The sequence below is a fragment of the Mesorhizobium sp. M0051 genome (genome assembly GCF_040323235.1).
GTDB lineage: Bacteria > Pseudomonadota > Alphaproteobacteria > Rhizobiales > Rhizobiaceae > Mesorhizobium.
This window is the reverse complement of record NZ_JAMYUT010000042.1, coordinates 1-21231: the sequence shown is the minus strand read 5'-3', so window position 1 is coordinate 21231 and position 21231 is coordinate 1. Positions and strand designations below refer to the sequence as shown.

20 protein-coding genes and 1 tRNA gene are annotated in these 21231 nt (G+C 60.0%); 12 read left to right on the top strand and 9 right to left on the bottom strand.

The annotated features are described in order from the left end of the window. Window positions 1–58: 58 nt before the first annotated feature. The 7 genes from rimO to NKJ90_RS30015 form a co-directional block, all read right to left on the bottom strand. The gene (rimO, locus tag NKJ90_RS30045) at window positions 59–1372 is read right to left on the bottom strand and encodes a 30S ribosomal protein S12 methylthiotransferase RimO (protein ID WP_023757813.1); all 1314 of its coding nucleotides are present in this window, start codon (window positions 1370–1372) and stop codon (window positions 59–61) included. 139 nt (window positions 1373–1511) lie between these two features. Then, on the bottom strand, window positions 1512–2171 hold the full coding sequence (locus NKJ90_RS30040) for a TerC family protein (protein ID WP_023757814.1): 660 nt from the start codon (window positions 2169–2171) through the stop codon (window positions 1512–1514). A 182-nt stretch (window positions 2172–2353) separates the two neighbouring features. Then, window positions 2354–2761, bottom strand: coding sequence for a DUF930 domain-containing protein (locus NKJ90_RS30035; RefSeq protein ID WP_032907007.1), 408 nt, complete (start codon window positions 2759–2761; stop codon window positions 2354–2356). A 92-nt stretch (window positions 2762–2853) separates the two neighbouring features. Further along, window positions 2854–3513, bottom strand: a complete 660-nt coding sequence (locus NKJ90_RS30030; protein WP_023757816.1) for a DUF2161 domain-containing phosphodiesterase — start codon at window positions 3511–3513, stop codon at window positions 2854–2856. Window positions 3514–3615: 102 nt separating this feature from the next. After that, a complete protein-coding gene (locus NKJ90_RS30025; protein ID WP_023757817.1) occupies window positions 3616–4422 on the bottom strand; it encodes an alpha/beta fold hydrolase in 807 nt (268 codons plus the stop codon). A gap of 123 nt (window positions 4423–4545) precedes the next feature. Next, window positions 4546–5343 carry a sterol desaturase family protein gene (locus NKJ90_RS30020; protein WP_023757818.1) on the bottom strand — a complete coding sequence of 266 codons (798 nt, stop codon included), beginning with the start codon at window positions 5341–5343 and terminating at the stop codon, window positions 4546–4548. Between the two features lie 164 nt (window positions 5344–5507). Beyond that, a complete protein-coding gene (locus NKJ90_RS30015) occupies window positions 5508–6431 on the bottom strand; it encodes a class I SAM-dependent methyltransferase (RefSeq protein WP_023757819.1) in 924 nt (307 codons plus the stop codon). Between the two features lie 152 nt (window positions 6432–6583). Here NKJ90_RS30015 and NKJ90_RS30010 point away from each other — a divergent pair, with 152 nt between their 5' ends. The 4 genes from NKJ90_RS30010 to NKJ90_RS29995 all read left to right on the top strand — a co-directional run bounded on the left by NKJ90_RS30010 (window position 6584) and on the right by NKJ90_RS29995 (window position 11211). Continuing rightward, the gene (locus NKJ90_RS30010; protein WP_023757820.1) at window positions 6584–7342 is read left to right on the top strand and encodes a TylF/MycF/NovP-related O-methyltransferase; all 759 of its coding nucleotides are present in this window, start codon (window positions 6584–6586) and stop codon (window positions 7340–7342) included. Between the two features lie 13 nt (window positions 7343–7355). After that, window positions 7356–9389, top strand: coding sequence for a glycosyltransferase (locus tag NKJ90_RS30005; protein ID WP_050589480.1), 2034 nt, complete (start codon window positions 7356–7358; stop codon window positions 9387–9389). Beyond that, window positions 9386–10036 (top strand): class I SAM-dependent methyltransferase, encoded by a 651-nt coding sequence (locus NKJ90_RS30000; RefSeq protein WP_032907009.1) that lies wholly within the window; start codon window positions 9386–9388, stop codon window positions 10034–10036. The genes NKJ90_RS30005 and NKJ90_RS30000 overlap by 4 nt, the downstream gene beginning before the upstream one ends. Before the next feature lie 220 nt (window positions 10037–10256). Next, window positions 10257–11211, top strand: a protein-coding gene (locus NKJ90_RS29995) for an IS630 family transposase (RefSeq protein ID WP_502904955.1) whose coding sequence is annotated in 2 segments (ribosomal slippage) — window positions 10257–10595 and window positions 10597–11211 — 954 coding nt in all. Because the reading frame shifts where the segments join, the coding sequence is not laid out codon by codon here. 170 nt (window positions 11212–11381) lie between these two features. Here NKJ90_RS29995 and NKJ90_RS29990 read toward each other — a convergent pair. Further along, window positions 11382–11471 (bottom strand) — tRNA-Ser (locus tag NKJ90_RS29990). Window positions 11472–11933: 462 nt separating this feature from the next. Between NKJ90_RS29990 and NKJ90_RS29985 the strand changes: the two genes are divergently transcribed. Further along, on the top strand, window positions 11934–12098 hold the full coding sequence (locus NKJ90_RS29985) for a hypothetical protein (protein ID WP_023757824.1): 165 nt from the start codon (window positions 11934–11936) through the stop codon (window positions 12096–12098). A gap of 500 nt (window positions 12099–12598) precedes the next feature. On the opposite strand, the gene NKJ90_RS29980 is transcribed toward NKJ90_RS29985, so the two are convergent. After that, window positions 12599–12802 carry a hypothetical protein gene (locus tag NKJ90_RS29980; RefSeq protein WP_032907011.1) on the bottom strand — a complete coding sequence of 68 codons (204 nt, stop codon included), beginning with the start codon at window positions 12800–12802 and terminating at the stop codon, window positions 12599–12601. Between the two features lie 466 nt (window positions 12803–13268). Here NKJ90_RS29980 and NKJ90_RS29975 point away from each other — a divergent pair, with 466 nt between their 5' ends. From NKJ90_RS29975 to NKJ90_RS29945, 7 genes are all read left to right on the top strand, one after another. Further along, complete coding sequence (locus tag NKJ90_RS29975) at window positions 13269–14495, top strand: septal ring lytic transglycosylase RlpA family protein (protein ID WP_023757826.1); 1227 nt, start codon at window positions 13269–13271, stop codon at window positions 14493–14495. A gap of 103 nt (window positions 14496–14598) precedes the next feature. Next, entirely contained in the window at window positions 14599–15765 is a 1167-nt protein-coding gene (locus tag NKJ90_RS29970; protein WP_023757827.1) for a D-alanyl-D-alanine carboxypeptidase family protein, read from the top strand. 142 nt (window positions 15766–15907) lie between these two features. After that, window positions 15908–16582, top strand: coding sequence for a dTMP kinase (tmk, locus tag NKJ90_RS29965; RefSeq protein WP_023757828.1), 675 nt, complete (start codon window positions 15908–15910; stop codon window positions 16580–16582). Further along, window positions 16579–17634 carry a DNA polymerase III subunit delta' gene (locus NKJ90_RS29960; RefSeq protein WP_352487497.1) on the top strand — a complete coding sequence of 352 codons (1056 nt, stop codon included), beginning with the start codon at window positions 16579–16581 and terminating at the stop codon, window positions 17632–17634. The genes tmk and NKJ90_RS29960 overlap by 4 nt, the downstream gene beginning before the upstream one ends. A 140-nt stretch (window positions 17635–17774) precedes the next feature. After that, window positions 17775–19325, top strand: coding sequence for a methionine--tRNA ligase (gene metG, locus NKJ90_RS29955; RefSeq protein ID WP_023757830.1), 1551 nt, complete (start codon window positions 17775–17777; stop codon window positions 19323–19325). Beyond that, window positions 19325–20134: a TatD family hydrolase gene (locus NKJ90_RS29950; protein ID WP_023757831.1), complete on the top strand. Its 810-nt coding sequence runs from the start codon at window positions 19325–19327 to the stop codon at window positions 20132–20134. The genes metG and NKJ90_RS29950 overlap by 1 nt, the downstream gene beginning before the upstream one ends. Then, window positions 20131–20952 carry an MBL fold metallo-hydrolase gene (locus NKJ90_RS29945; RefSeq protein ID WP_023757832.1) on the top strand — a complete coding sequence of 274 codons (822 nt, stop codon included), beginning with the start codon at window positions 20131–20133 and terminating at the stop codon, window positions 20950–20952. Before NKJ90_RS29950 ends, NKJ90_RS29945 begins: the two co-directional genes overlap by 4 nt. Window positions 20953–21231: the final 279 nt, after the last annotated feature.

Sequence of the window (21231 nt, the reverse complement as noted above, 5' to 3'; positions counted from 1 at the left end):
ATCGCGGTTGGACGGGTTAAGGGCCCCAACTATCGCCGGATGTAGTAAATAGCGCCCGTCAAACCGCCGAACCATAGAGGTCATAAGCATCGGCGCGGTCGATCTTGACGGTGACGATGTCACCTTGACGCAGCGGACGGCGCGACTGGATGTGCACGGAGCCGTCGATCTCGGGCGCGTCGTATTTGGTGCGGCCCTTTGCCGATGTGCCGTGCGCCTCGTCGATCAGCACCGGCAAGCGCTTGCCGACCTTTTTGGCTAGCTGCGCCGCTGAAATCTTCTGCTGGCGCTGCATGAAGCGGTGCCAGCGCGCCTCCTTGATTTCCTGCGGGACCTGTTCGAGGCCGAGCTCGTTGGAGCGGGCGCCCCGGACCGGCTCGTATTTGAAGCAGCCGGCGCGATCGATCTTGGCCTCGTCGAGCCAGTCAAGCAGCATCTGGAAATCGTCGTCGGTCTCGCCGGGAAAGCCGACGATGAAGGTCGAGCGGATGGCGAGATCCGGGCAGATCTCGCGCCAGCCGCGGATGCGCTCCAGCGTCTTTTCGCCATGTGCCGGCCGGCGCATGTTCTTCAGCACCTGCGGCGAAGCGTGCTGGAACGGAATATCGAGATAGGGGAGGATCTTGCCATCGGCCATCAGCGGGATGACGTCGGCGACATGCGGGTAGGGGTAGACATAGTGCATGCGCACCCAGATGCCGAGCTTGCCCAGTTCCTCGGAAAGGTCGAGGAACTTAGCGCGCACTTCGCGGTCGCCGAACATGCTGGCCTGGTACTTGATGTCGATGCCGTAGGCGCTGGTGTCCTGCGAGATGACCAGGAGTTCCTTGACGCCGGCCTTGGCCAGTTTCTCGGCTTCGCGCAGCACATCGGCCGCCGGCCGCGAGACGAGGTCGCCACGCAACGCGGGAATGATGCAGAAGGTGCAGCGGTTGTTGCAGCCTTCGGAAATCTTGAGATAGGCGTAGTGGCGCGGCGTCAGCTTGACGCCTTGCGGCGGCAAGAGATCGATGTAGGGGTCGTGCGAAGGCGGCGAGGCCTCATGCACGGCGGCCATGACGCTCTCATAGGCCTGCGGTCCGGTTATCGCCAGCACATTGGGGTGCTTCTCGCGAATGACGTCGGGCTCGGCACCGAGGCAGCCGGTGACGATGACCCTGCCGTTTTCCGAAAGCGCTGAGCCGATGGCATTGAGCGACTCGTCGCGGGCGGAATCGAGAAACCCGCAAGTGTTGACGACGACAAGGTCGGCACCGTCATGCTTGCGTGCGATCTCGTAGCCTTCGGCGCGCAAGCGCGTGATGATACGCTCCGAATCCACCAGCGCCTTCGGGCATCCAAGACTGACAAAACTCACGCGGGGAGCGGACATATAGGTTTTCCGGGCTTTCAGGATTGCCGGCGCAGTACCACACTTATTACGGCAATGGTATGGGCACGCCTGCGATGCGGCAAAACGCACGGCGTTTGCACTGCGGAGCTTTCGGTCGAAGACGCGGCGGACAGCCGCCTCAGCTGACCGCGCCGTTTATATGCGGCCAGACTTCCACCGCCCCGCGATAGACCATGTCCACCGCCACATAGAGGATGATCAACAGGCCGACATAGGCGATCCAGCGGTGGCGATGCAGCAGCTTGGCAATGAAAGTCGCGGCGAGGCCCATCAGCGCGATCGACAGCACGAGACCTATGACCAGCACAGGGAAATGGTCGCGCGCAGCACCCGCGACCGCCAGCACATTGTCGAGCGACATCGACACGTCGGCGACGACAATCTGCAAGGCTGCCTGGCCGAGCGTCTTGCGCTTCGCCTTTCCGGCCACCGCCTTGTCGCTGTTGAGATCGAGGTTCGACAGCGCCTCGGTCGCTTCCAGCTCATCGGCTTGGGATGTGCGCAGCTCGCGGTACATCTTCCAGCAGACCCACAGCAGCAGGATACCGCCGGCCAGCAGCAGGCCTACGATCGCCAGCAGTTTGACGGTAACCGCGGCAAAACCGATGCGCAGCACGGTTGCCGCCAGCACACCGATGAGGATCGCATTCTTGCGTTGTTCGGCCGGCAGGCCGGCTGCGGCGAGGCCGATGACGATCGCATTGTCGCCGGCAAGCACAAGGTCGATGGCTATGACCTGCAGCAGGGCCGTCAGGCTGGCAGCGCTGAAAATGTCCATCGACCGGAAGCCCTTGCTGATTTGCCGAGTGATCCTCGATTATCCCGAGGGCCTAACTTGGCGGTCCCTTGGCGTCAAGGGATCGCTCGTGGCGACATCACCGAAGCATCGTTACGTCAAATCTGGATCAGAGGCTCCGCGGCACTCGTCGATAGCTGGGCAAAACCATGGCCGATCACAAATCAATCGTAGAGATTATATTTGGCCCAATCGGCTTCCGGTATCTCGTCGCCGATCCGGTAGCGCAGTTGCAAAACTTCCATATGGTCGGGCGCCGTCTCGCACTTGAATTTCAGCCGGTACCATTGCCCGTTGCTCCGAAACGCAGCGCCCGGGCTTTTGATTGCATCAGCGTCCATCTCGGGTGTCGCGAAGGCGTAGGCGACGACGCGATCGGCTTTGAACTTGCGGTCATCGTGGGTGATCCGGTCGAGCACTTCGGCGTCACAACGCTGTTCAAGACGGGTCTGGAGATCGAGTTTCAACAGGCCTGCGCGCAATGCACTGTCCATTGCGCTGGCCGGAAAACTCAATGTCACAGACGCCAAGGCGATCATGCAGAGCTTCTTCATGGGCGGGACAAGCACCATATTTTGTCGGAGGAATCAACCAAGGGACCACCTTGGACCCCGCAGGCATGATCAATCAAATGCTCGATGCGTTCAAAATTGCGTGTCGGGATTCATCGTGCGCCCTGTGGCCAACGGACCAGCGAAGCACGGCCGGCATCCGTGAGATCGTAGAGGCCGCGGTCGACGCGCGCGAACCAGCCGTAGACATTGTGCTGCAGGATTTTCGGCGCGATCGGCGTCAGCGCCTTCAGGTCGCGCGGCCGCTTGGGTCCGTCCACCATGGCGGCAGCGCAGGCGAGGGCGCTTTGCCGGTAGGCCGTCATGATCGGATTGCGCGATCCCCCTCCCGCAACGGGATCGCCGCGACGGCGCTGGTGCTCGTCGACCAGGCGGGAGCGCCGGCGCGCATTCTTGCGCGGCGCCTGCGCGATCGGACTGAGAAGCACTTCAACGCGGTCGGTCGCGGTCACGCCAAGCAGGCCGAAGCCAAGGCGGCGGCAGAGATTGCGAAACCGTGCATCGCTTTCGCGGCCCTTGCCCCGGGCCGACATGCGCGCGGCCAGCCAGACCTCGTCGCAGGCCGCAGCACGATCGACACCTTGCAGCACCAGCTCGAGATTGAACTGCAGCTTCAGTTCGCAGATGACGACGACGGGCGGCTCACCCTCGCGCAGTGCGACGATGTCGCAGCCGCCGATCTCGCCTTTGACGACAAAGTCGAGGCTTTCGAGGAACAGCTTCACCGGCGCATAGAGTGACGTCTCGTTCATGCCGCGAAGGTCTAGCCGATTCGACGCGAAAAGCCTCCCGCGGTGCGATCGTCCAACGCCACGTCGCCAGCACCCGGGCTGGAAATGCAGCGTCCTGCGTCCTCAAGAATGAACTTTTTCGAGGAAAGCCAGCAGAACGCTGTTGAATTGCTCAGGCCGCTGCAACGGGGCAAAATGGCTTACGCCGGACAGGATGATCAGCTCGGACGCCGGGATGCAGCGGGCGAGATAATCGGCGTGCTCGTGTTTGATGAACTCGTCATGCTCGCTTTGAACGATCGCCACAGGCACGCGTATTTGTGCCAGGTCGGCCGCGGAATAGTTGGGTTCGGTCTTCATCATCAGGCCTACGGCATCAACAAATGCAGCGAACCGGTCCGGCGTAGCCGACAATGCGGCATAGTCCTTGACGTGCCGGCCGAAACACCGGTCGAGAACCGGGCTTGGCTCGATTTCCTTCGTGCCGCTGGGATCCATGTTGCAGCCGAAGAAGAATACACCCGCGATGCGATCCGCGGCCATCATGCCTAGGATCAAAGCGACGCATGCGCCGTCGCTCCAGCCCACCACAGCCGCCTTCTTCAGCTCCAGACGGTCCATCACGGCCAGAACGTCGGAGGCCATCAGTTCGTATTTGTACGGCCGCTCATCGCGCGTGCTGCGCCCGTGGCCCCGGCTGTCGATCACCACGACGCGGTGGCCGGCCCCGACCAATGCCGGAACCTGGAATCCCCAATTGCCGCTGTGGCCGAGGCCGCCATGCAACAAAATCACGGGAGAGCCTGTCCCATAAGTCGCGTACCAGATTTCCGCACCTTCGTGCTCCACCTGGCCTTCGTTACTTGCGGCCGGAAGAGGGGCAGCGCCATACGCTTCGAATTTCTGAAGGTCGCCGTCGTGGTATTCCATGCTGAAAGGTCTCAAGGCAAACGGGAAAAACCCGCAATAACCGCTGGCGCGGCATTGCGCTCTCGCGAGTTTTACCTGTGCTTCCCGAGTTGACAAGCGCCCTGACGTGACAACCCATCGATGTCAGGCTTCGGTGCGCGGCGCTTGTCGGTTCGACAGCTTCCTGCGGGGAAGGAACGGATAGCCGGTCTGACCGATATAGGTCGAGGGGATTGGATCGTCGACGCCGTACTTCTCCGGCACTTTGTCCCCGGTGGCATTATAGGTGCCGAACATGACGTCGAGGAAAGGCAGCTGCCCGGCGAAATTCTTGTCATAGGCTTCGCGCTGGTTGGCATGGTGCCAGCGATGGAACTGCGGGCTGGCGATCAGCCACTTCAAGGGGCCGAAAGGAATCCGCACGTTTGAATGAACAAGCATTGTGTGGCCGAAGTAGATCATCGAAAAAACGGCGATCGAGGCATCGGAAAACCCAAGGAAATAGACCGGCGTCAGCGATATCGCCTTGGTGACAATGATGTCGACCGGGTGATTGTGGAAAGCCCCAAGCCAGTCCAGTTCCTCGATGCCGTGGTGAACTGCGTGGAATTTCCAAAGCGCGGGGATTTTATGGAAAGCCCTATGTGCCCAATAGACGCCGATATCGGTGATCAGGATGATTTCCGCAACCTGCAGCCAGACGCGCTGGCCACTGACGGCTTGGGTTATCGATTGCGGGACAAGGATCGCAGCGAAGCCGAGGACACCGGCCGCCATCATGGCCATGGCCATCTTTATGAAGAAGCCGTTGAACAGCATGTAGATCAGATCGACGATCAGGCCCTTGCGGAAAACCTTCTGCGGCCGCTCGGCAAACAGGTTCTCGAACGGAATGAAGATCAGCGCGCAGATCAACAGTGCCTTGATGCCAAAGATATCCATTCATTCGCCCCAGCGCGCCGCCTGCGCCTCTGAGAAGAACCACATCTCCCCTTTCCAAAGGCTAAAGGTTCTGTGTTCGCGCAGAGGCAAAACGCAAACGCAAACCGTGAGCATGAAATCATTATTAAATTATTGATTTTATTTGTATTTATGTGACCATCATGTCAGGGCGCAAAGCCGCGCTTGATGCAATCGACCAGCGCCCTTGCCGGGGCGGATGCGCGCCAGGTCGTGCTAGATATCAAGGCGTCCAGGCGGGTCTGTGCGTCCAGGCTCGCCTTTTGCGCACGTTCAATTTCCTCGGCCTGCTGCGAATTCTCAGAACGCAGGCGCTCAAGTTCAGCATGGATTTTGGGCGAGTGCACGCTGGCTATATGAGACCATAGCTGCCGTTGTGATCGGTCCAAGTAACTCTGCCGATCCAATGCGTGAGGCTGAAGCTGATTCTGGACTGCAGATGCGAGCTTCCCGAGACCCATAACGGCCACCGTGTCCGGCAGGAACACCGTCTCATGGGTGATACCTAGATGATCGAGGAAGCGTTCCGCATTGACAATAGCGTCCGCGATCAGGTTGGCGTCGTGGAAGGAAATAATGCACTCCGATTTCATAAGCGGTAAAACACCGACAAAGTCCGAAAAACAGGCCGTGTTCGTGTGTTCTCCGTCGATCAGCGCGAGCGTGGCCCTGGGCTCGATCACCTCGGGCCGCACATCGGAGACATCTAGGTCAACTGTGATAAGTTTAGCCATTTCGGTGGGGGGAACCCAATCCGAAAGCACGGCGATCATCCGAGCCGCCGAGTTTTCAGGATAGTGAAAGACCTGTGCACGCTCGTCAGGCTGCGTCGCGGGTCGCGGGTCGACCGATATCGCAGCCTCGCAGGCTGGATCGAGCAGGTGTGGGAACAGGCTACCGCCGATATGTGAACCAACCTCAAGGTAGACATAATGGCCGAGCACCGAACGAGCAAAGTTCTGCACGCGCAGGAAACTCGTTCGGTCACAGAGGGTGCTCTCGGTTTTGACTTGGAAAATAGCAATGTCGAGCGTCTCGATCATGCCTATCGCTTGATCTGCGGTTGGCATTGGGTAGCTCCCTGGATTACTGGGTTGCAGCTCGCTTGCACGGGCAATTGGTTAGACCGTCGCAAAAAATGACTGTAGCTCAGTTGCACTTTGGCTCGAAGTCCGCAACAGCATATTCAATTCGAAAAACGTGACGCCTTGAAGGGTCGACTATGAACCGCCTCTATACAGATCTTCTTATCAAGGTCATTGCCAATACGATTTACGGCTCCGCTTCGCAGGTGATCGATCCCTCGAAAATGGGAGAGACGACCCCCTTCAATCGCGAAGATCGTCTCCTGGGCCGCGATTGGCCGGCGGTTGCCCATTCCATGGCGGGCATAAAACGCTTGACGAATGTGCGTGACCTTGTCCAGCGAGTCATCGATGAGAATGTGCCAGGAGATCTCATCGAAACCGGCGTCTGGCGAGGTGGCTGCTGTATCCTCATGAGGGGAGTGTTGGCTGCCAATGAGGTCAAGAACAGGAAGATCTATGTTGCCGACTCGTTCGACGGTTTGCCACCGCCGGATGCCGGGAATTTTCCAGCCGACAGTGGTGACCGGCTACACGAATACCGCCAATTGGCGATCGATCAGGCGCAGGTTGAATCCAACTTTGCCGCCTACGACCTTTTGGATGACCAGGTGGTCTTCGTCAAAGGCCTGTTTGGTGACACCTTGCCTGAGCGGGTGGCGGGTCCATTAGCTCTCATCCGTCTGGACGGCGACATGTACGAGTCGACAATGGATAGCCTTGAGGCGCTTTATCCGAGGTTGTCGCCCGGCGGGTTCGCGATCATCGACGACCTTGCGCATCCACCATGCCGGCAGGCGGTCGATGACTATCGCGCATGCAACGCCATCGAAGCCGAGGTACACGAGATAGACTGGACCGGCGGTTGGTGGCAAAAGCCAGTCACCGGCAATTAAGCACGGAAGCGCGATGAAACAGAACCACGTGTCCGTCGTTGTTGTCGCGTACAACATTCCCCGAGAACTGCCCCGAACTTTACTTTCGCTTGCGTCGCCCTACCAGCAAGGCGTGACATCGGATGACTACGAGGTCATTGTCGTCGACAACGGATCGTCACCGGCCATCAGCGAGAGCCTGGTCGCGGAATATGGGCCGAACTTTCGCCTGCTGCGCATCGATGATGCATCACCTTCGCCAGCGGCCGCCGTCAACCGCGGAATCAAGGCGGCCAGGGGTGACAAAATCGGCATGATGATTGACGGCGCGCGCATCGTGACGCCCGGTTTGGTGCATTTCGCACGCATCGGCGTGGATATGGCCCCAACGGCGGTCGTGGCAGCGCCCGGCTGGTATCTTGGAAGTGATGTCCAGGTGAATGCGCCTGGGAACGGTTATACAAGGGCCATCGAGGATTCGCTTTTGCAATCAATCCGATGGCCGGATGATGGATATCGGCTGTTCGAGATCGGGACGATGGATGAATCGTCGGTGGATCCGTGGTTTTCGCCTATAGCCGAAGCGAATGCCCTTTTCATGCACCGGGAGAGCTGGCATGCCATCCATGGCGTGGACGAACGCTTCAGCTATCCGGGAGGTGGCCTCGTCAACCTCGACACTCTGGAACGTGCAATGAAGCTGCCGCAGGCAAGGCTCATCCTCACGCTGGGAGAGGCAACATTTCACCAATTGCACGGCGGTGTCTCCACCAATGCAAGCGTCGAGATGCAACCAAAAAACTGGCCCCTCTGGAAAGCCGAACGGGATGCATTGAGAGGGCCAGGGGATCTTCTCCTACACATCCCCTCGGCGTTCGTGGGAACCTTGCCTGCGTCGCTGCTTCCGCACTTTGCCCGTGCCATGATTGCGTCTCCGCACGGCGTCGCACCGGCCACGGCCGCCGGCTTCAGGGCGCAATTAAAGCCATCGGACGAGCCCGCTCCAACGAACCGGACTTCGGCGGCACTCGTCACGTTGGCCAATGTCCAATTCGAGCGCGGAAACTACAAGGCGGCGGCAGACATCGTTCGCCTGGCAAGCAGCCATGCACCCGCCGATCTTGCAGCGTCGCGACTTCTTTTGTCCGCCGGCGTTCTTTCACGGAGCAGCCACGCACGAGATGCCACCTACTTTATGGCGATCGGCGATGCACACCGCGCCATCGGTGCGAACGAGACGGCTGAAGTTCAATACCGCAACGCGCTAGCGCTTGCCGCTGATAGCGTGGACGCCCATATCGGGTTGGCCAGCATACGGATGTCGGGACCCTCTTACTACGATTGGCTGGAGCGTCTCTACGCAGAACTGAAGCCCGCTGTCGTGGTTGAGATAGGGGTCTATGACGGCGTATCGCTTTCCAAGATCAAGGCTCCGTCCCTTGCAATAGGCATCGATCCAAATCCACGTGCCACAGTGGCGCTCGGCGCGGAGACGCACATTTTTCCTGAGACGAGCGACGCCTTCTTTGATCGTGGCGCTGCAGACCTCCTGCTTGGCAGCCGCCGGGTTGGTGTCGGGTTCATCGACGGGCTACACACCTTCGTCCAGGTGCTGCGCGATTTTGCGAACCTTGAACGCTACTGCGACGCCAGTTCGGTTCTGCTCGTACATGACACAGCGCCGCTAGACGACGCGACGCAAAGGGTGCCGCCAACAACGCAATTCCACACCGGCGATGTGTGGAAATTGGTTCCAGCGCTCAAGACGCTTCGCCCGGATCTCGACGTGTTCACCATTGCCGCGCCCTGGACCGGCCTCAGCGTCATATCCGGCTTTGGTAAGGACAAATACGATCGTTCATGGATCGTCGATGCGGTCAAACGCTTCGCAAATATGGAATTTGTTGAGATCCAGCCAAGCCTCGACGAATCCCTTTGCATGGTCGCAAATGAATGGGAGCCCGTGTTTGCGCGGCTCAGAGCCAACCTCGTCGGCAAAGGGCGTGACAGTCACAATCAAAGCAGCTGGCGGCGGCAAGTTGCGAGGCTGAGGAGAAGACTGCGGTGAGCGGGTTCTTGCACAAGTACTTTTTGAACAACAGTGGCAAGGAGATGTACAAATGGCTGCACTATTTCGACGTTTATGAACGTCATTTCGAACGGTTCCGGAACCAACGGCCAATCGTTGTTGAAATCGGCGTCTATAAGGGAGGTTCTCTTGAGATGTGGCGCGCATATTTCGGCGAGGGTGCGCGAATTGTTGGCATCGATATCGATCCTACATGCAAGGTACACGAATCCGATGGAATAGAGGTCTTCATTGGGAGTCAAGATGATCCGCAACTTCTCGATCGGATCGTTGAAAAGTATGGCCCTATCGACATCGTCATCGATGACGGAAGCCACATGATGGATCATGTCATCGCGACATTCGAGCATCTCTACCATCACGTACAGCCGAACGGGGTCTATTTCGTCGAGGACACACACACAAGCTATTGGGATGATTACGGTGGCGGACTGCGCAAGGTAGGTTCGTTCATGGAATTCGCCAAGGGAAAGCTCGACGAGATCAACGCACATCACGCACGCGGCGTCCTCGCGGCGAGTGCTTTCACCCACACAACAGACGCGATCTGTGTCTATGACAGCATTGTCGTCTTTGAAAAACGGCCGCAGGGCAGACGTCAGTCTCTCTTGACCGGTCAGGGATAGATCTATTCCGGGCAGGATTTGCGAGTTGGGCTTATCTGGTCGACGAAACTGGCATGGGGAGGAACCGAAACGGTGCGGAAGCCGTCGCATGGAGTATCCGCGTAAGCATTTGTCTTTAAATGATCTTATCTGAGCTAGAGCGTCGGACGTTCAGTTTGAATCGCGAGGGATTCCAGTGAGGCGTGGTTCATGATTCACTTCCTGTAGGAGGTGATTTGCCATGCCCAAGCCCTATTCGCTCGATTTGCGTGAACGTGTTGTGCGGTTTGTCGAGGCTGGCCACTCGCGGCCTGCGGCGGCGGCACATTTTGGGGTGTCGGTTTCGTTTGTCGTGATCCTGATGAGGAACTATCGAAAGACCGAGAGCCTTGCGCCCAAGGCCAGCGGTGGCCGCCGCCATTCCAAGCTCGACCCGCATCGAGCGTTCCTGCTTGGCCCTGTGGCCGAGAAGGATGACATCACCATGCCGGAGCTTGCCGCCGAACTGGCCGCTGCTACAGACGTCCAGGTCGCTCCTGCCTCGATCTCGCGCTGGCTCATCAGGAATGGCTATCGCTTAAAAAAAAACGCTGCTGGCCAGCGAGCAAGATCGTCCCGACGTCAGCAAGGCGCGGCAGGAGTGGCAGACCAGGCGTCAGCCGCGGATGCGGCTTAAGCCACATCGGCTGGTGTTCATCGACGAAACCGGGACCACTACGAAGATGACACGTCTGCGCGGCCGCTGCCTAAAGGGCCATCGGCTGCGCTCAAAGGCACCGTTCGGGCATTGGAAGACGCAGACCTTCATCGCCGGGTTGCGCTGTCATGGGCTCACGGCCCCTTTTGGTATCGACATGCCGATGAACCGGCGCATCTTCGAAACCTATGTCGAAACGCAGCTCGCTCCGACGCTGGCAAAGGGCGATGTCGTCATCCTCGACAATCTCGCTGCCCACAAGAGCCCGGCCGCCGAGGCAGCGATCCGGGCCAGAGGCGCATGGCTGCTCTTCCTGCCGCCCTACAGCCCAGATCTCAATCCCATCGAAATGGCATTCGCCAAGCTCAAGGCGCACCTGCGCGCAAAGGCCATCAGAACCATCGACGCCCTGTGGCAGGCCATTGGCGATATCTGCAATCTCTTCTCTCCAACAGAATGCAGAAATTACTTCGCAGCCGCAGGGTATGGACTCACATGAAAGTCCGCCGCTCTAGTTGTGAGCTTTCAAGGGTTGTCCATTCGGACCGGACCGAGGAGACTGGAGTTACCAAGCTGCAGCACTCACCGGAGGGTCCGAATGGACAACCCTCTGAAAGCTCACACTTAGGTACAGACTGTTACCCATGTCTCCGGGCTGGACAAGTTGACTGGCGGAGGAAGTGGGATTCGAACCCACGGTGAGCTTGCACCCACGCCGGTTTTCAAGACCGGTGCCTTAAACCGCTCGGCCATTCCTCCATCGTGATTTTTCATCACTTAGGCTTGCTCGTCCGGCCGGTTTTGACCTGTTGGCACCGGATTGGCACCGAAGGCGTTGCCGACTGGTTCGTGCTTCATTCCTGTAGTGCGGCATTGAGGGCTGCGTCAACCACCGCTGCGGTGCCTTCCAACTGCCCGGCATCATGGGCGCATAAATATTCAGCGTACCGACGGATTGCGTGGTCGGGCTCTTCGGCTGCTTGGCGTGTAAGGCCGCGGGCCGGCCGGTGTTCTTCACATGCATTCCTGAAGGCCAACAGAGGGTGCGCAATCAGGACTGGAAGCCAACATTCGAGCGAGCCAAAACGGCTTAACGGAACATTAGCGATCTCTAACGGTTGTGCTTGCGGCAGGCGATGCTCAGCCCATCACTGCTGAAGATCGGGATGCGCAAGGTCCGATCGGCTCCGCAAATGGCGCGGGTTCCGGGGAGGGCATAAGATGAAAGACACGCCGGTAACAACCTACGTTGTCAGCGTGTTCGAGAAACCGCATTGGCGGACCGTGCTGACCACCAAGGACAAGGCCAAAGCCCTGGCGATGGCCAAGGAGATCGGCGACAAGGTGCGAGTTCAAGAAATTACGCCGAAGCCGAAGAAGCGCTAAGGGGGCCGCCCCAATAGGCGATCCAATGGGAAGCCCGCAATCCGGCCCGAACCCCTAATCGATGAAAAGCCCGCCACGGGAGCGACCTGCGGCGGGCTTTTGGAGTGGCTACATCCCTAAGGAATCGACCGCTTGTAGTCGTATTGTGAACTGCGAGATCGCGTTAGCCTATGGTGTGATCGCGGAAGGGAGGCGAGCACTGGTGCGGTTAGTGACCCATAATGGGTCAATCAATTTGGCACCGCAATTGCGTCGAGGCGATTGTGGGTGGGGAAGGGCCCGTCGCCTCGCAAATGAGGCGGCGGGCCTTCGATTAAGCGGTCTGTCGATGCGGCCTGGACTTGTTACGGCCGCGAGGGTCGCGTGCCGCAGTTAGCCACAAGCCACTTTCTGGAAAGGGAGCGGCTTGCGACTTCAGCAAGACGATAATGGCCGGCAACCTAGTCAGGTTGGAGATGGCGCCGGCCAAACAAATCGAGCCGAGTCGTGGTCGCGGAAGGCTAGCGCGTCGATTGTTTCTTGGCTTGTGCGGCGACTGCACAGAGGAAAGCCAATGCTGCCGCATCGCAGGCCGTTCGTGATGGGCCCTTGGCGAAAAGAACGGCGTCCGCAGCGCGTAACGTCAAGCCATGTTTTTTGGCGAAAGAGGTAACTTCGTAAGGCTGATCCTCTTCAGAACGATGGATGCCGAAATCGTAATTCATGCGCTATATCCTCCCGGTTCGCTACCTTTCCCTCCTCGCCCTGAGGCTAAATTAACAGCCGGTGTGTCCCGCGAGCTAGCAATTAGGGGTTGTGTAAAACGATATAACTCCGCCCCGGCTACATCTTGTTGTTGTCGATGACGCCGGCCTCGCCGTCGGGCAAGGAGGTGGTCACTTTGGGCCACGTCCGAACCATGAGGCCGGCGCCTTCGCCATTCATTGCGTCGACAATGTGGGCCGCGTAGGCAGCGACGCAAAGCCGTGACTTTTCGGGGTGGTCGGCATGGCGGCAGCGTCACAATCTTGCCCGGTTCTGGCCACAATCGGTTAATATCGTGATAAACAATTCCTGCGCACAAGGGATCGGGGTTCAAGGCGTCTTTTATATTCGTCGAGTAAGTGTTTTGGCATCCTCTGATGCTTGAACGCGGCGTCCTAGGTCGAGACTGAAGGGGACATCAGGAAAATGCAGGCTGCGACGCACCCGCGCCTTCGTCGCGCTACCACAGTTGCGTTGTTTGCCGTTTCGGCCGCCTTGCTGGCGGCGTGCGCGTCGCAGCATGAGCCGAAAGCGATGCTCTACAAGAAGACCCGCTCCAAAGAATATTTTTCCGAATCCGAATATGGCGTGAAGGCAAGCCCGCGCGTGTTCTCCAAGAACGGGCGCATGCAACGCGGCGGCGGCCGTGACCAGCTTGGCAAACCCTATCAGGTTCGCGGCAAGTGGTATTACCCCCGGGAAGACAAGCGCTACGCCAAGGTCGGCCTGGCTTCCTGGTATGGCGACGCCTTCCACGGCCGGCTTACCGCCAACGGCGAAGTCTACGACATGACCCACCTGACGGCGGCGCATCCGACCATGCCGCTGCCAAGCTATGCGCGCGTCACCAATCTCGCGACCGGCAGTTCGGTCATCGTTCGCGTCAACGATCGCGGCCCGTATCACGAAGGCCGCATCATCGATGTGTCGGAGCGCGCCGCCCAGATGCTTGACTACGCCAACACCGGCACCGCTCAAGTGAAGGTCGAATATGTCGGCCGTGCACCGCTCGACGGTGATGACGACCAGTATCTGATGGCCTCCTACCACCCCGGCAACAGGGCGCCGGATCCGTCGGATGGATTGCCGACCGGCGTCATGGTGGCCATGAACGGACCGTCGCCAAGCCTGCCTGCCGGCGCTGCCGCCATGCCGTTTCCGGGTCAGTTGACCGATTCCGGTGTCGCCCAGCCGGACATGTCGGCGCAGGCGCCGGATTACGTCGATCTGACGCTGCCCGAATTCGGCCCGATCGTGCCGGAGCGCCCGGAAATCAATTTGCCGCGGCAATCTCCGTTTGCCGTGGCCTCGCTGTCCTATGCGGACGAGCGGGTCGAACGCGCCTCCAATGCGTTCGCCGCACTGGGTGGCGATGGTATGTCGCCGGCCGATGTCCTTCAATCATGGAAGCGACAGCCGCAGGGTTCGGCTACCGACTACGTCGCTGCCGGTTCGTTCGAGGGTATAGCGGAGGCCAAGCGCATTGCCGCTCAGCTTGCCGCATTCGGCAAGATCGAGATCCAGCGTTCGGAACTCGATGGCGAGGATTGGTATTCGGTCAATCTCTATCCCGACGGCCACAGCAATCTGGATGATTTGCTGCAGGCAGCATGGTCGCATGGCGCGCCGGATGCGCTGGCTGTGCGCAACTGAGCGGAGGCCAGGCCGGATTTCCGCTGTGCGGTTGATCCGGCCCGCAAAAGGCCTGATACTTTTTGCGGGCTTGCCGGACGGGCCGGCCAATGGGTCGAATATCATGCAATTGCGCTTGCTCCAGCCTCTGGCCGGGCTTCTGGTTTTTGGCCTGCTGCTGTTTTCGCAGGCTCCAGTGCGTGCGCAGCTGTTCGAGACCAAGGCCACGCAGGTCTTCATGATCGATGCCGAGACCGGGACGGTGCTGTTTTCGAAGGATGCCGACAAGCCGATACCACCGGCCTCGATGGCCAAGCTGATGACCATGGAAGTGGTGTTCAACGCCATCAAGTCGGGCCGCCTGAAGCTCGACGATACGTTCGTGGTCAGCGAAAACGCCTGGCGCAAGGGTGGCGCGCCTTCGGGAACATCGACGATGTTCGCCAAGCTCAAGTCGGCGGTCCGGCTCGAGGACCTGATTCAGGGCGTGGTCGTGCAGGCGGCCAATGATGGCTGCATCGTCATCGCCGAAGGCATGTCCGGGTCCGAGGACAGTTTTGCCGCGCAGATGACCGAGCGCGCCCGCCAGATCGGCCTCAAGACATCGACTTTCATCAACTCGACCGGCCTGCCGGCGGATGGCCAGCAGACGACTGTGCGTGAACTGGCGCAGCTGGCCGTGCACCTGTGGCGCGATTATCCGGATTTCTATCGCTACTATGGCCAGAAGGATTTCACCTGGAACAAGATCTCACAGAGGAACCGCAATCCACTGCTGGCGATGGATATCGGCGCCGACGGCCTGGCGGTCGGCGCCAGCGAGACGTCAGGCTTCGGCATCGTCGGTTCAGTCAGCCATAACGGCACTCGGGTGATCGCTGCGATGAGCGGGCTCGCCAGCGACAAGGAGCGGGCCGAGGAGGCGCGAAAGTTGCTCGACTGGGGCGTTCGCTCCTTCGAGAAGACCGAAATCTTCGCAAAGGATGAGATCGTTGGAGAAGCCCAGGTTTTCGGCGGCGCCAAATCGGGGGTGATGCTGAAGGCCAAGGGCCCGATCGACATCTTCCTGCCGATCACCAACCGCGACAAGCTGACGGCCAGGATCGTCTACAACGGCCCGGTCGCCGCACCCGTGGAAGAGGGGCAGCCGGTGGGGGCGTTGCGGGTCTGGATCGGCGATACGCTCAGTCAGGAGACGCCGCTTTTCGCAGCCGAATCGATCGGCGTCGGCACGCTGCCGCAGCGCGCGCTCGATGCTGTCAAGGAGCTGGCGGTCGGCTGGCTGCGCTAAATGCATGTCGCTCAAAAGTCGCCCCGGTTTTGGGGCAGCGACATGCATAAAAGCAAAAAATCGACGGCATGGACGTTTCGTCGAACGCGGACTATCTAGAGCGCTACAAGCCCATTCAAGCATGGACAAGAAGGCCTCTCGGTTGGCACGCGGATTTTTCATCACCTTCGAAGGCGGCGAAGGGGCAGGCAAGTCGACGCAGATCGAGCGGCTGGCCAGGAAGATGCGCGCCAAGAAATACGATGTCCTCCTTACCCGTGAGCCAGGCGGCTCGCCGGGTGCCGAAGCGGTCAGGCACGTGCTGCTTTCGGGGGCCGCCGAACCGTTTGGGCCGAAGATGGAAGCGCTGCTTTTTGCGGCGGCGCGGTCCGACCATGTCGAACAGGTCATCCGACCGGCGGTCGAGCGTGGCTCCATCGTGCTTTGCGACCGCTTCCTGGATTCCTCCCGCGTCTACCAGGGCGTCACCGGTGGCATCGATCCAGCGTTCATGAATGCGCTGGAGCAGGTCGCCATCAATGGCATGATGCCCGACCTGACGCTGATCTTCGACATCGATCCGGCCGAAGGCCTGAGACGCGCAACACTGCGACGCGGCGCCGACGCAGACGCCGACCGCTTCGAAAAAGAGACGCTGGCGATTCATCAGGCCCGCCGCGAAGCGTTCCTGGCGATCGCCGCGGCCGAGCCAGAGCGCTGTATCGTGATCGACGCGGCCGCCGAGCCGGATGCGGTCGAGAATGTCGTCACCGCTGCCGTGTTCGCGGCGCTGGCGTCAAGAACGCCGGCGCGCAACATGCGGGCGACGCCAGCATGATCTTCGAACGTATCGCGCCGGAGCAGCACGACACACTGGACGGCGTGCCCGAACCATCCGAAACGCCACGCCTGGTCGGACACCGGCAGGCCGCCGATATGCTCACCGCCGCCTATCGCGCGGGAAAGCTGCCGCATGCGCTGATCTTCTCCGGACCGATCGGCATCGGCAAGGCGACGCTTGCCTTCCATCTTGCACACCATCTCCTGAAGCACCCTGATTTCGCGCTGGCGCCGGAAAGCCTTGCCACGCCCGATCCGGCGTCGTCGCTGTTTCGCCAGATCGCCACCGGGGCGCATCCTTCCGTCCTGCATCTGACCCGGCCGCTTAACGACAAGACCAAGAGTTTCAAGACAGTCGTCACCGTCGATGAAATCCGCAAGGTGAGCCGCTTCCTGTCGCTGACCTCGCATGACGGCAGCTACAGGGTCGTCATCGTCGATCCGGCCGATGACATGAACACCAATGCCGCCAATGCCTTGCTGAAAAACCTTGAAGAGCCGCCGGCACGAACGCTGTTCATCCTGATCGTCCATGCTCCGGGCAGCCTGCTGCCGACGATCCGGTCGCGCTGTCAGGTGGTGCGATTGACGCCACTCGACGCCGACGACCTGATGGCGGTGCTGGAAACGACTGAGCCATTGCCGCCTGACGATCCGGCTGCGCGGGCGGCTTTGGTCGGCCGGGCAGGGGGTAGCGCGCGCAATGCCATCCTGTTGACGCAGTATGGCGGGCTGGAGATCGCTTCCACGCTCGACGCTCTCGTTACCGGAAGAAAGAGCGATGTCGGCGGCGCCTTCCGCCTTGCCGAAGCCGTCGCCGGCCGCGACCAGGCGATCCAGTTCGATATCTTCAACCGCCGGGCGCTTGACCTTTTGTCGGACGCGGCAAGCCAGGCGGCGCTGGCGGGCGACCTCGCGCGGGCCAAAACCCTGTCGGACACTTGGCATGAGGCGCTGGACGCTATATCTGAGACCGACACCTACAATCTCGACAAGAAGCAACACGCCTTGACCATGATCGACCGCCTGAATTCTGCAATGCGAATGTGACGGCCTTTTTGATGCATGCCGTTGCCCCTGGAAGCGGGGCCACTTTTGGACGGCATGCATGGCAGCGGGATGGCAATCGCCCCCCCGATGCGATATCCACCGCCACGCCTTTCCTTTCAGACATTCATGACGGTTCATTCATGTCACGCGACAAATTCTACATCACCACCCCGATCTTTTATCCGAACGGCAAGCCGCATATCGGTCATGCCTATACGGTCATTGCAACCGACGCACTGGCTCGCTTCCAGCGCCTGGACGGCAGGGACGTCTTTTTCCTGACCGGCACCGACGAACATGGCCTCAAGATGCAGCAAACGGCCGAGAAGGAAGGCATTACGCCTCTGGCGCTCGCCGATCGCAATTCGGCGATTTTCCGCGAGATGACCGAGGCGATGGGCGGCTCGAATGACGAGTACATTCGCACGACAGAACCGCGACACTATGAATCGTGCCAGGCAATCTGGAAAGCGATGGCCGCCAATGGCGACATCTATCTCGACCGCTATAGCGGCTGGTATTCGGTTCGCCAGGAAGCCTATTTCGACGAAGGTGAGACGACGCTCGGCGAGGATGGCGTGCGGCGCGAACCGCTTGGCTCGCCCGTCGAATGGAATGAAGAAGAGAGCTACTTCTTCCGGCTTTCTGCCTATCAGGACAAATTGCTGGCCCTTTATGACAGCCAGCCTGATTTCGTCGGGCCGACCGAACGCCGCAACGAGGTGCTGAGCTTCGTCAAGTCCGGGCTGAAGGATCTGTCGATCTCCCGTACGACCTTCAAATGGGGCGTGCCAGTGCCAGGCGACGACAAGCATGTGATGTATGTCTGGGTGGACGCCTTGACCAATTACATCACCGCCGCCGGCTATCCCGACACAAAGGCCGGGAAATGGCAGTATTGGCCGGCCACGCATATCATCGGCAAGGACATTGTCCGCTTCCATGCGGTCTACTGGCCGGCCTTTCTGATGTCGGCCGGCATCGAGTTGCCAAGCCGCGTTTTCGCGCATGGCTTCCTGTTCAACCGCGGCGAGAAAATGTCGAAATCGGTTGGCAACGTCGTCGATCCATTCGCAATGGTCGAGCACTATGGTCTCGACCAGGTGCGCTACTTCTTCCTGCGCGAGGTGCCGTTCGGCCAGGATGGCAGCTACAGCCATGACGCGATCGTCAATCGCACAAACGCCGACCTTGCCAACGGCCTCGGTAATCTGGCGCAGCGCTCGCTGTCGATGATCGCCAAGAACTGCGACGGCGTGGTGCCGCAGCGCGGCGACCTTACGGATGCCGATAGCGGGATCCTGGATCGGACCGTCGCTGCCCTGGACAGTGCGCGCAAGGCGATGGCCGAGCAGGTTATCCATCTGGCGCTGGCGACAATCTTCGGCGTGGTGGCGGAGGCCGACCGATACTTCGCCGGCGAGGCACCATGGGCGTTGAAGAAAACCAATCCGGCGCGCATGGAAACCGTGCTGTGGACGACCGCAGAGGTCGTGCGTCGCGTGGCGCTGCTGTGTCAGCCCTTCGTCCCGGGATCGGCCAACAAGCTGCTCGACCTGCTGGCAGTGCCGGCGGAGCGCCGCGATTTCGCACATGTCCACGCGGATCATGCGCTGGTGCCTGGCACCGCATTGCCCCCGCCGGAAGGCGTGTTTCCGCGTTATGTCGAACAGCCGGACGCGAACATCTGATGCTCGTCGACAGCCATTGCCATCTGGATTTTCCGGATTTCGCCGAGGAGCGGGAGGCCATTGTCGCGCGCGCCAAGGCGGCCGGGATCGGCCGAATGGTGACGATCTCGACCCGTGTGAAGCGATTCCAGCAAGTCATTGAAATCGCCGAAACTTTCGATGATGTCTACTGTTCGGTCGGCACCCATCCGCACAATGTCGCGGAAGAATTGGACGTGACGTCGGTCGAGCTCGTACGGCTGGCCGCTCATCCAAAAGTGGTGGCGATCGGCGAGGCCGGGCTCGACTATTTCTACGACAAGGCGCCGCGCGATGTGCAGGCACGGGGCTTTCGCAATCACATCGCCGCGGCGCGTGAGACAGGATTGCCGCTGGTCATCCATTCGCGCGATGCCGATGAAGACATGGCAGCCATCCTCGAAGACGAAACAGGGAAGGGCGCCTTCCCGTTCATCCTGCATTGCTTTTCCTCAGGGCGCCGGCTTGCTGAAATCGGTGTTGCGCTCGGTGGTTACGTGTCGTTCTCAGGCATCCTGACCTTCAAGAATTCGGCTGAGTTGCGCGCCATTGCCGCCGATGTGCCGCATGACCGACTGCTGGTCGAAACCGACGCGCCCTATCTGGCGCCCGTGCCGTTTCGCGGCAAGCGCAACGAGCCGGCCTATGTCGCCCATACCGCCAAGGTGCTGGCCGAAACGATCGGCGTCAGCGAGGCTGAAATCGCCGCGCTGACAACGAACAATTTCTTCCGCCTGTTCGGCAAGATGCCGCGACCTCCCGCTTGGCCGAGCAAAGCACCTGAACGATGACCGACCGGCTGCGCCTCACCATTCTCGGCTGCGGCTCGTCGCCAGGCACGCCGCGCATCACCGGCGACTGGGGCAATTGCGATCCGGACAATCCGAAGAACCGCCGCATGCGCACCGCCGCACTGGTCGAGCGGATCGCGGCCAATGGCAGCCGCACAACCGTCGTTATCGACACCGGGCCGGATTTCCGCCAGCAGATGCTGCTGGCCGGCGTCAGGCGCATCGATGCGGTCGTCTATACGCACCCACATGCCGACCATATTCACGGTATCGACGACCTGCGTGGTTTCGTGCTCGATCAGCGCCAGTTGATCGATATCCACGCCGACAGCGCAACAATGCTTCGGCTGCGGGAGGCGTTTAGCTACTGTTTCGAGACGCCGCAGGGCAGTTCCTATCCGCCGATCGTCAAGCCGCATCTCATCGATCACGCCAGGGCATTGGTCATCGAAGGAGAGGGGGGTGCCCTCACCCTCGAGCCGTTGCCGCAGATCCATGGCGACATCATATCGCTCGGCTTTCGCGTCGGCGCGCTCGCTTATTGCCCTGATATCAGCGGCTTTCCGGAGGCCACAGCCGAACGGCTGAGCGACCTCGACGTGCTGATCATCGACGCGCTGCAGTACCGGACGCACCCAAGCCATTTCTCACTTGGCGAGGCGCTTGAATGGGTCGAGCGGCTGGCACCAAAAAACGCCGTGCTGACGCATATGCATGTGCCGCTCGACTACGCCGCGGTCATGGCTGAGACCCCAGCCAATGTCGAGCCGGCCTATGATGGAATGGTGATCGAAATCCCTTACGACTCAGCGCAATAGGAACGGCTCTTCACACCGATGCCGTGCAGACAGCAATGTATGCGGCGAAGGCTGGTAGATCATCTTGTCGGCTTGGATCGGCTTCGACGGCGAAAAGCGGCTGTCCGTCAGCGTATGAAAAACATCGGGCTATTATTTCTTCCAGCCTTACCTCAACGCGAAAGTTCCATAATCTATCTTATGCGACTTTCTGTTGTAGCAGCTATATAGAGATGCGACACTTGAGCAATTTAGAGATGCGACAGTCCCCGACTTTCACAGCTCATGCTCTGGCCAACT

What these genes read in the sequence shown, in the direction of transcription:
- NKJ90_RS30040 (WP_023757814.1), bottom strand. Translation starts at nt 2,171, where the DNA reads ATGGACATTTTCAGCGCTGCCAGCCTGACGGCCCTGCTGCAGGTCATA.
- NKJ90_RS29980 (WP_032907011.1), bottom strand. Translation starts at nt 12,802, where the DNA reads ATGAATTACGATTTCGGCATCCATCGTTCTGAAGAGGATCAGCCTTAC.
- NKJ90_RS29975 (WP_023757826.1), top strand. Translation starts at nt 13,269, where the DNA reads ATGCAGGCTGCGACGCACCCGCGCCTTCGTCGCGCTACCACAGTTGCG.
- rimO (WP_023757813.1), bottom strand. Translation starts at nt 1,372, where the DNA reads ATGTCCGCTCCCCGCGTGAGTTTTGTCAGTCTTGGATGCCCGAAGGCG.
- NKJ90_RS30025 (WP_023757817.1), bottom strand. Translation starts at nt 4,422, where the DNA reads ATGGAATACCACGACGGCGACCTTCAGAAATTCGAAGCGTATGGCGCT.
- NKJ90_RS30020 (WP_023757818.1), bottom strand. Translation starts at nt 5,343, where the DNA reads ATGGATATCTTTGGCATCAAGGCACTGTTGATCTGCGCGCTGATCTTC.
- NKJ90_RS29945 (WP_023757832.1), top strand. Translation starts at nt 20,131, where the DNA reads ATGACCGACCGGCTGCGCCTCACCATTCTCGGCTGCGGCTCGTCGCCA.
- NKJ90_RS29985 (WP_023757824.1), top strand. Translation starts at nt 11,934, where the DNA reads ATGAAAGACACGCCGGTAACAACCTACGTTGTCAGCGTGTTCGAGAAA.
- NKJ90_RS29950 (WP_023757831.1), top strand. Translation starts at nt 19,325, where the DNA reads ATGCTCGTCGACAGCCATTGCCATCTGGATTTTCCGGATTTCGCCGAG.
- NKJ90_RS30030 (WP_023757816.1), bottom strand. Translation starts at nt 3,513, where the DNA reads ATGAACGAGACGTCACTCTATGCGCCGGTGAAGCTGTTCCTCGAAAGC.
- NKJ90_RS30015 (WP_023757819.1), bottom strand. Translation starts at nt 6,431, where the DNA reads ATGCCAACCGCAGATCAAGCGATAGGCATGATCGAGACGCTCGACATT.
- NKJ90_RS30010 (WP_023757820.1), top strand. Translation starts at nt 6,584, where the DNA reads ATGAACCGCCTCTATACAGATCTTCTTATCAAGGTCATTGCCAATACG.
- NKJ90_RS29970 (WP_023757827.1), top strand. Translation starts at nt 14,599, where the DNA reads ATGCAATTGCGCTTGCTCCAGCCTCTGGCCGGGCTTCTGGTTTTTGGC.
- NKJ90_RS30035 (WP_032907007.1), bottom strand. Translation starts at nt 2,761, where the DNA reads ATGGTGCTTGTCCCGCCCATGAAGAAGCTCTGCATGATCGCCTTGGCG.
- metG (WP_023757830.1), top strand. Translation starts at nt 17,775, where the DNA reads ATGTCACGCGACAAATTCTACATCACCACCCCGATCTTTTATCCGAAC.
- NKJ90_RS29960 (WP_352487497.1), top strand. Translation starts at nt 16,579, where the DNA reads ATGATCTTCGAACGTATCGCGCCGGAGCAGCACGACACACTGGACGGC.
- NKJ90_RS30005 (WP_050589480.1), top strand. Translation starts at nt 7,356, where the DNA reads ATGAAACAGAACCACGTGTCCGTCGTTGTTGTCGCGTACAACATTCCC.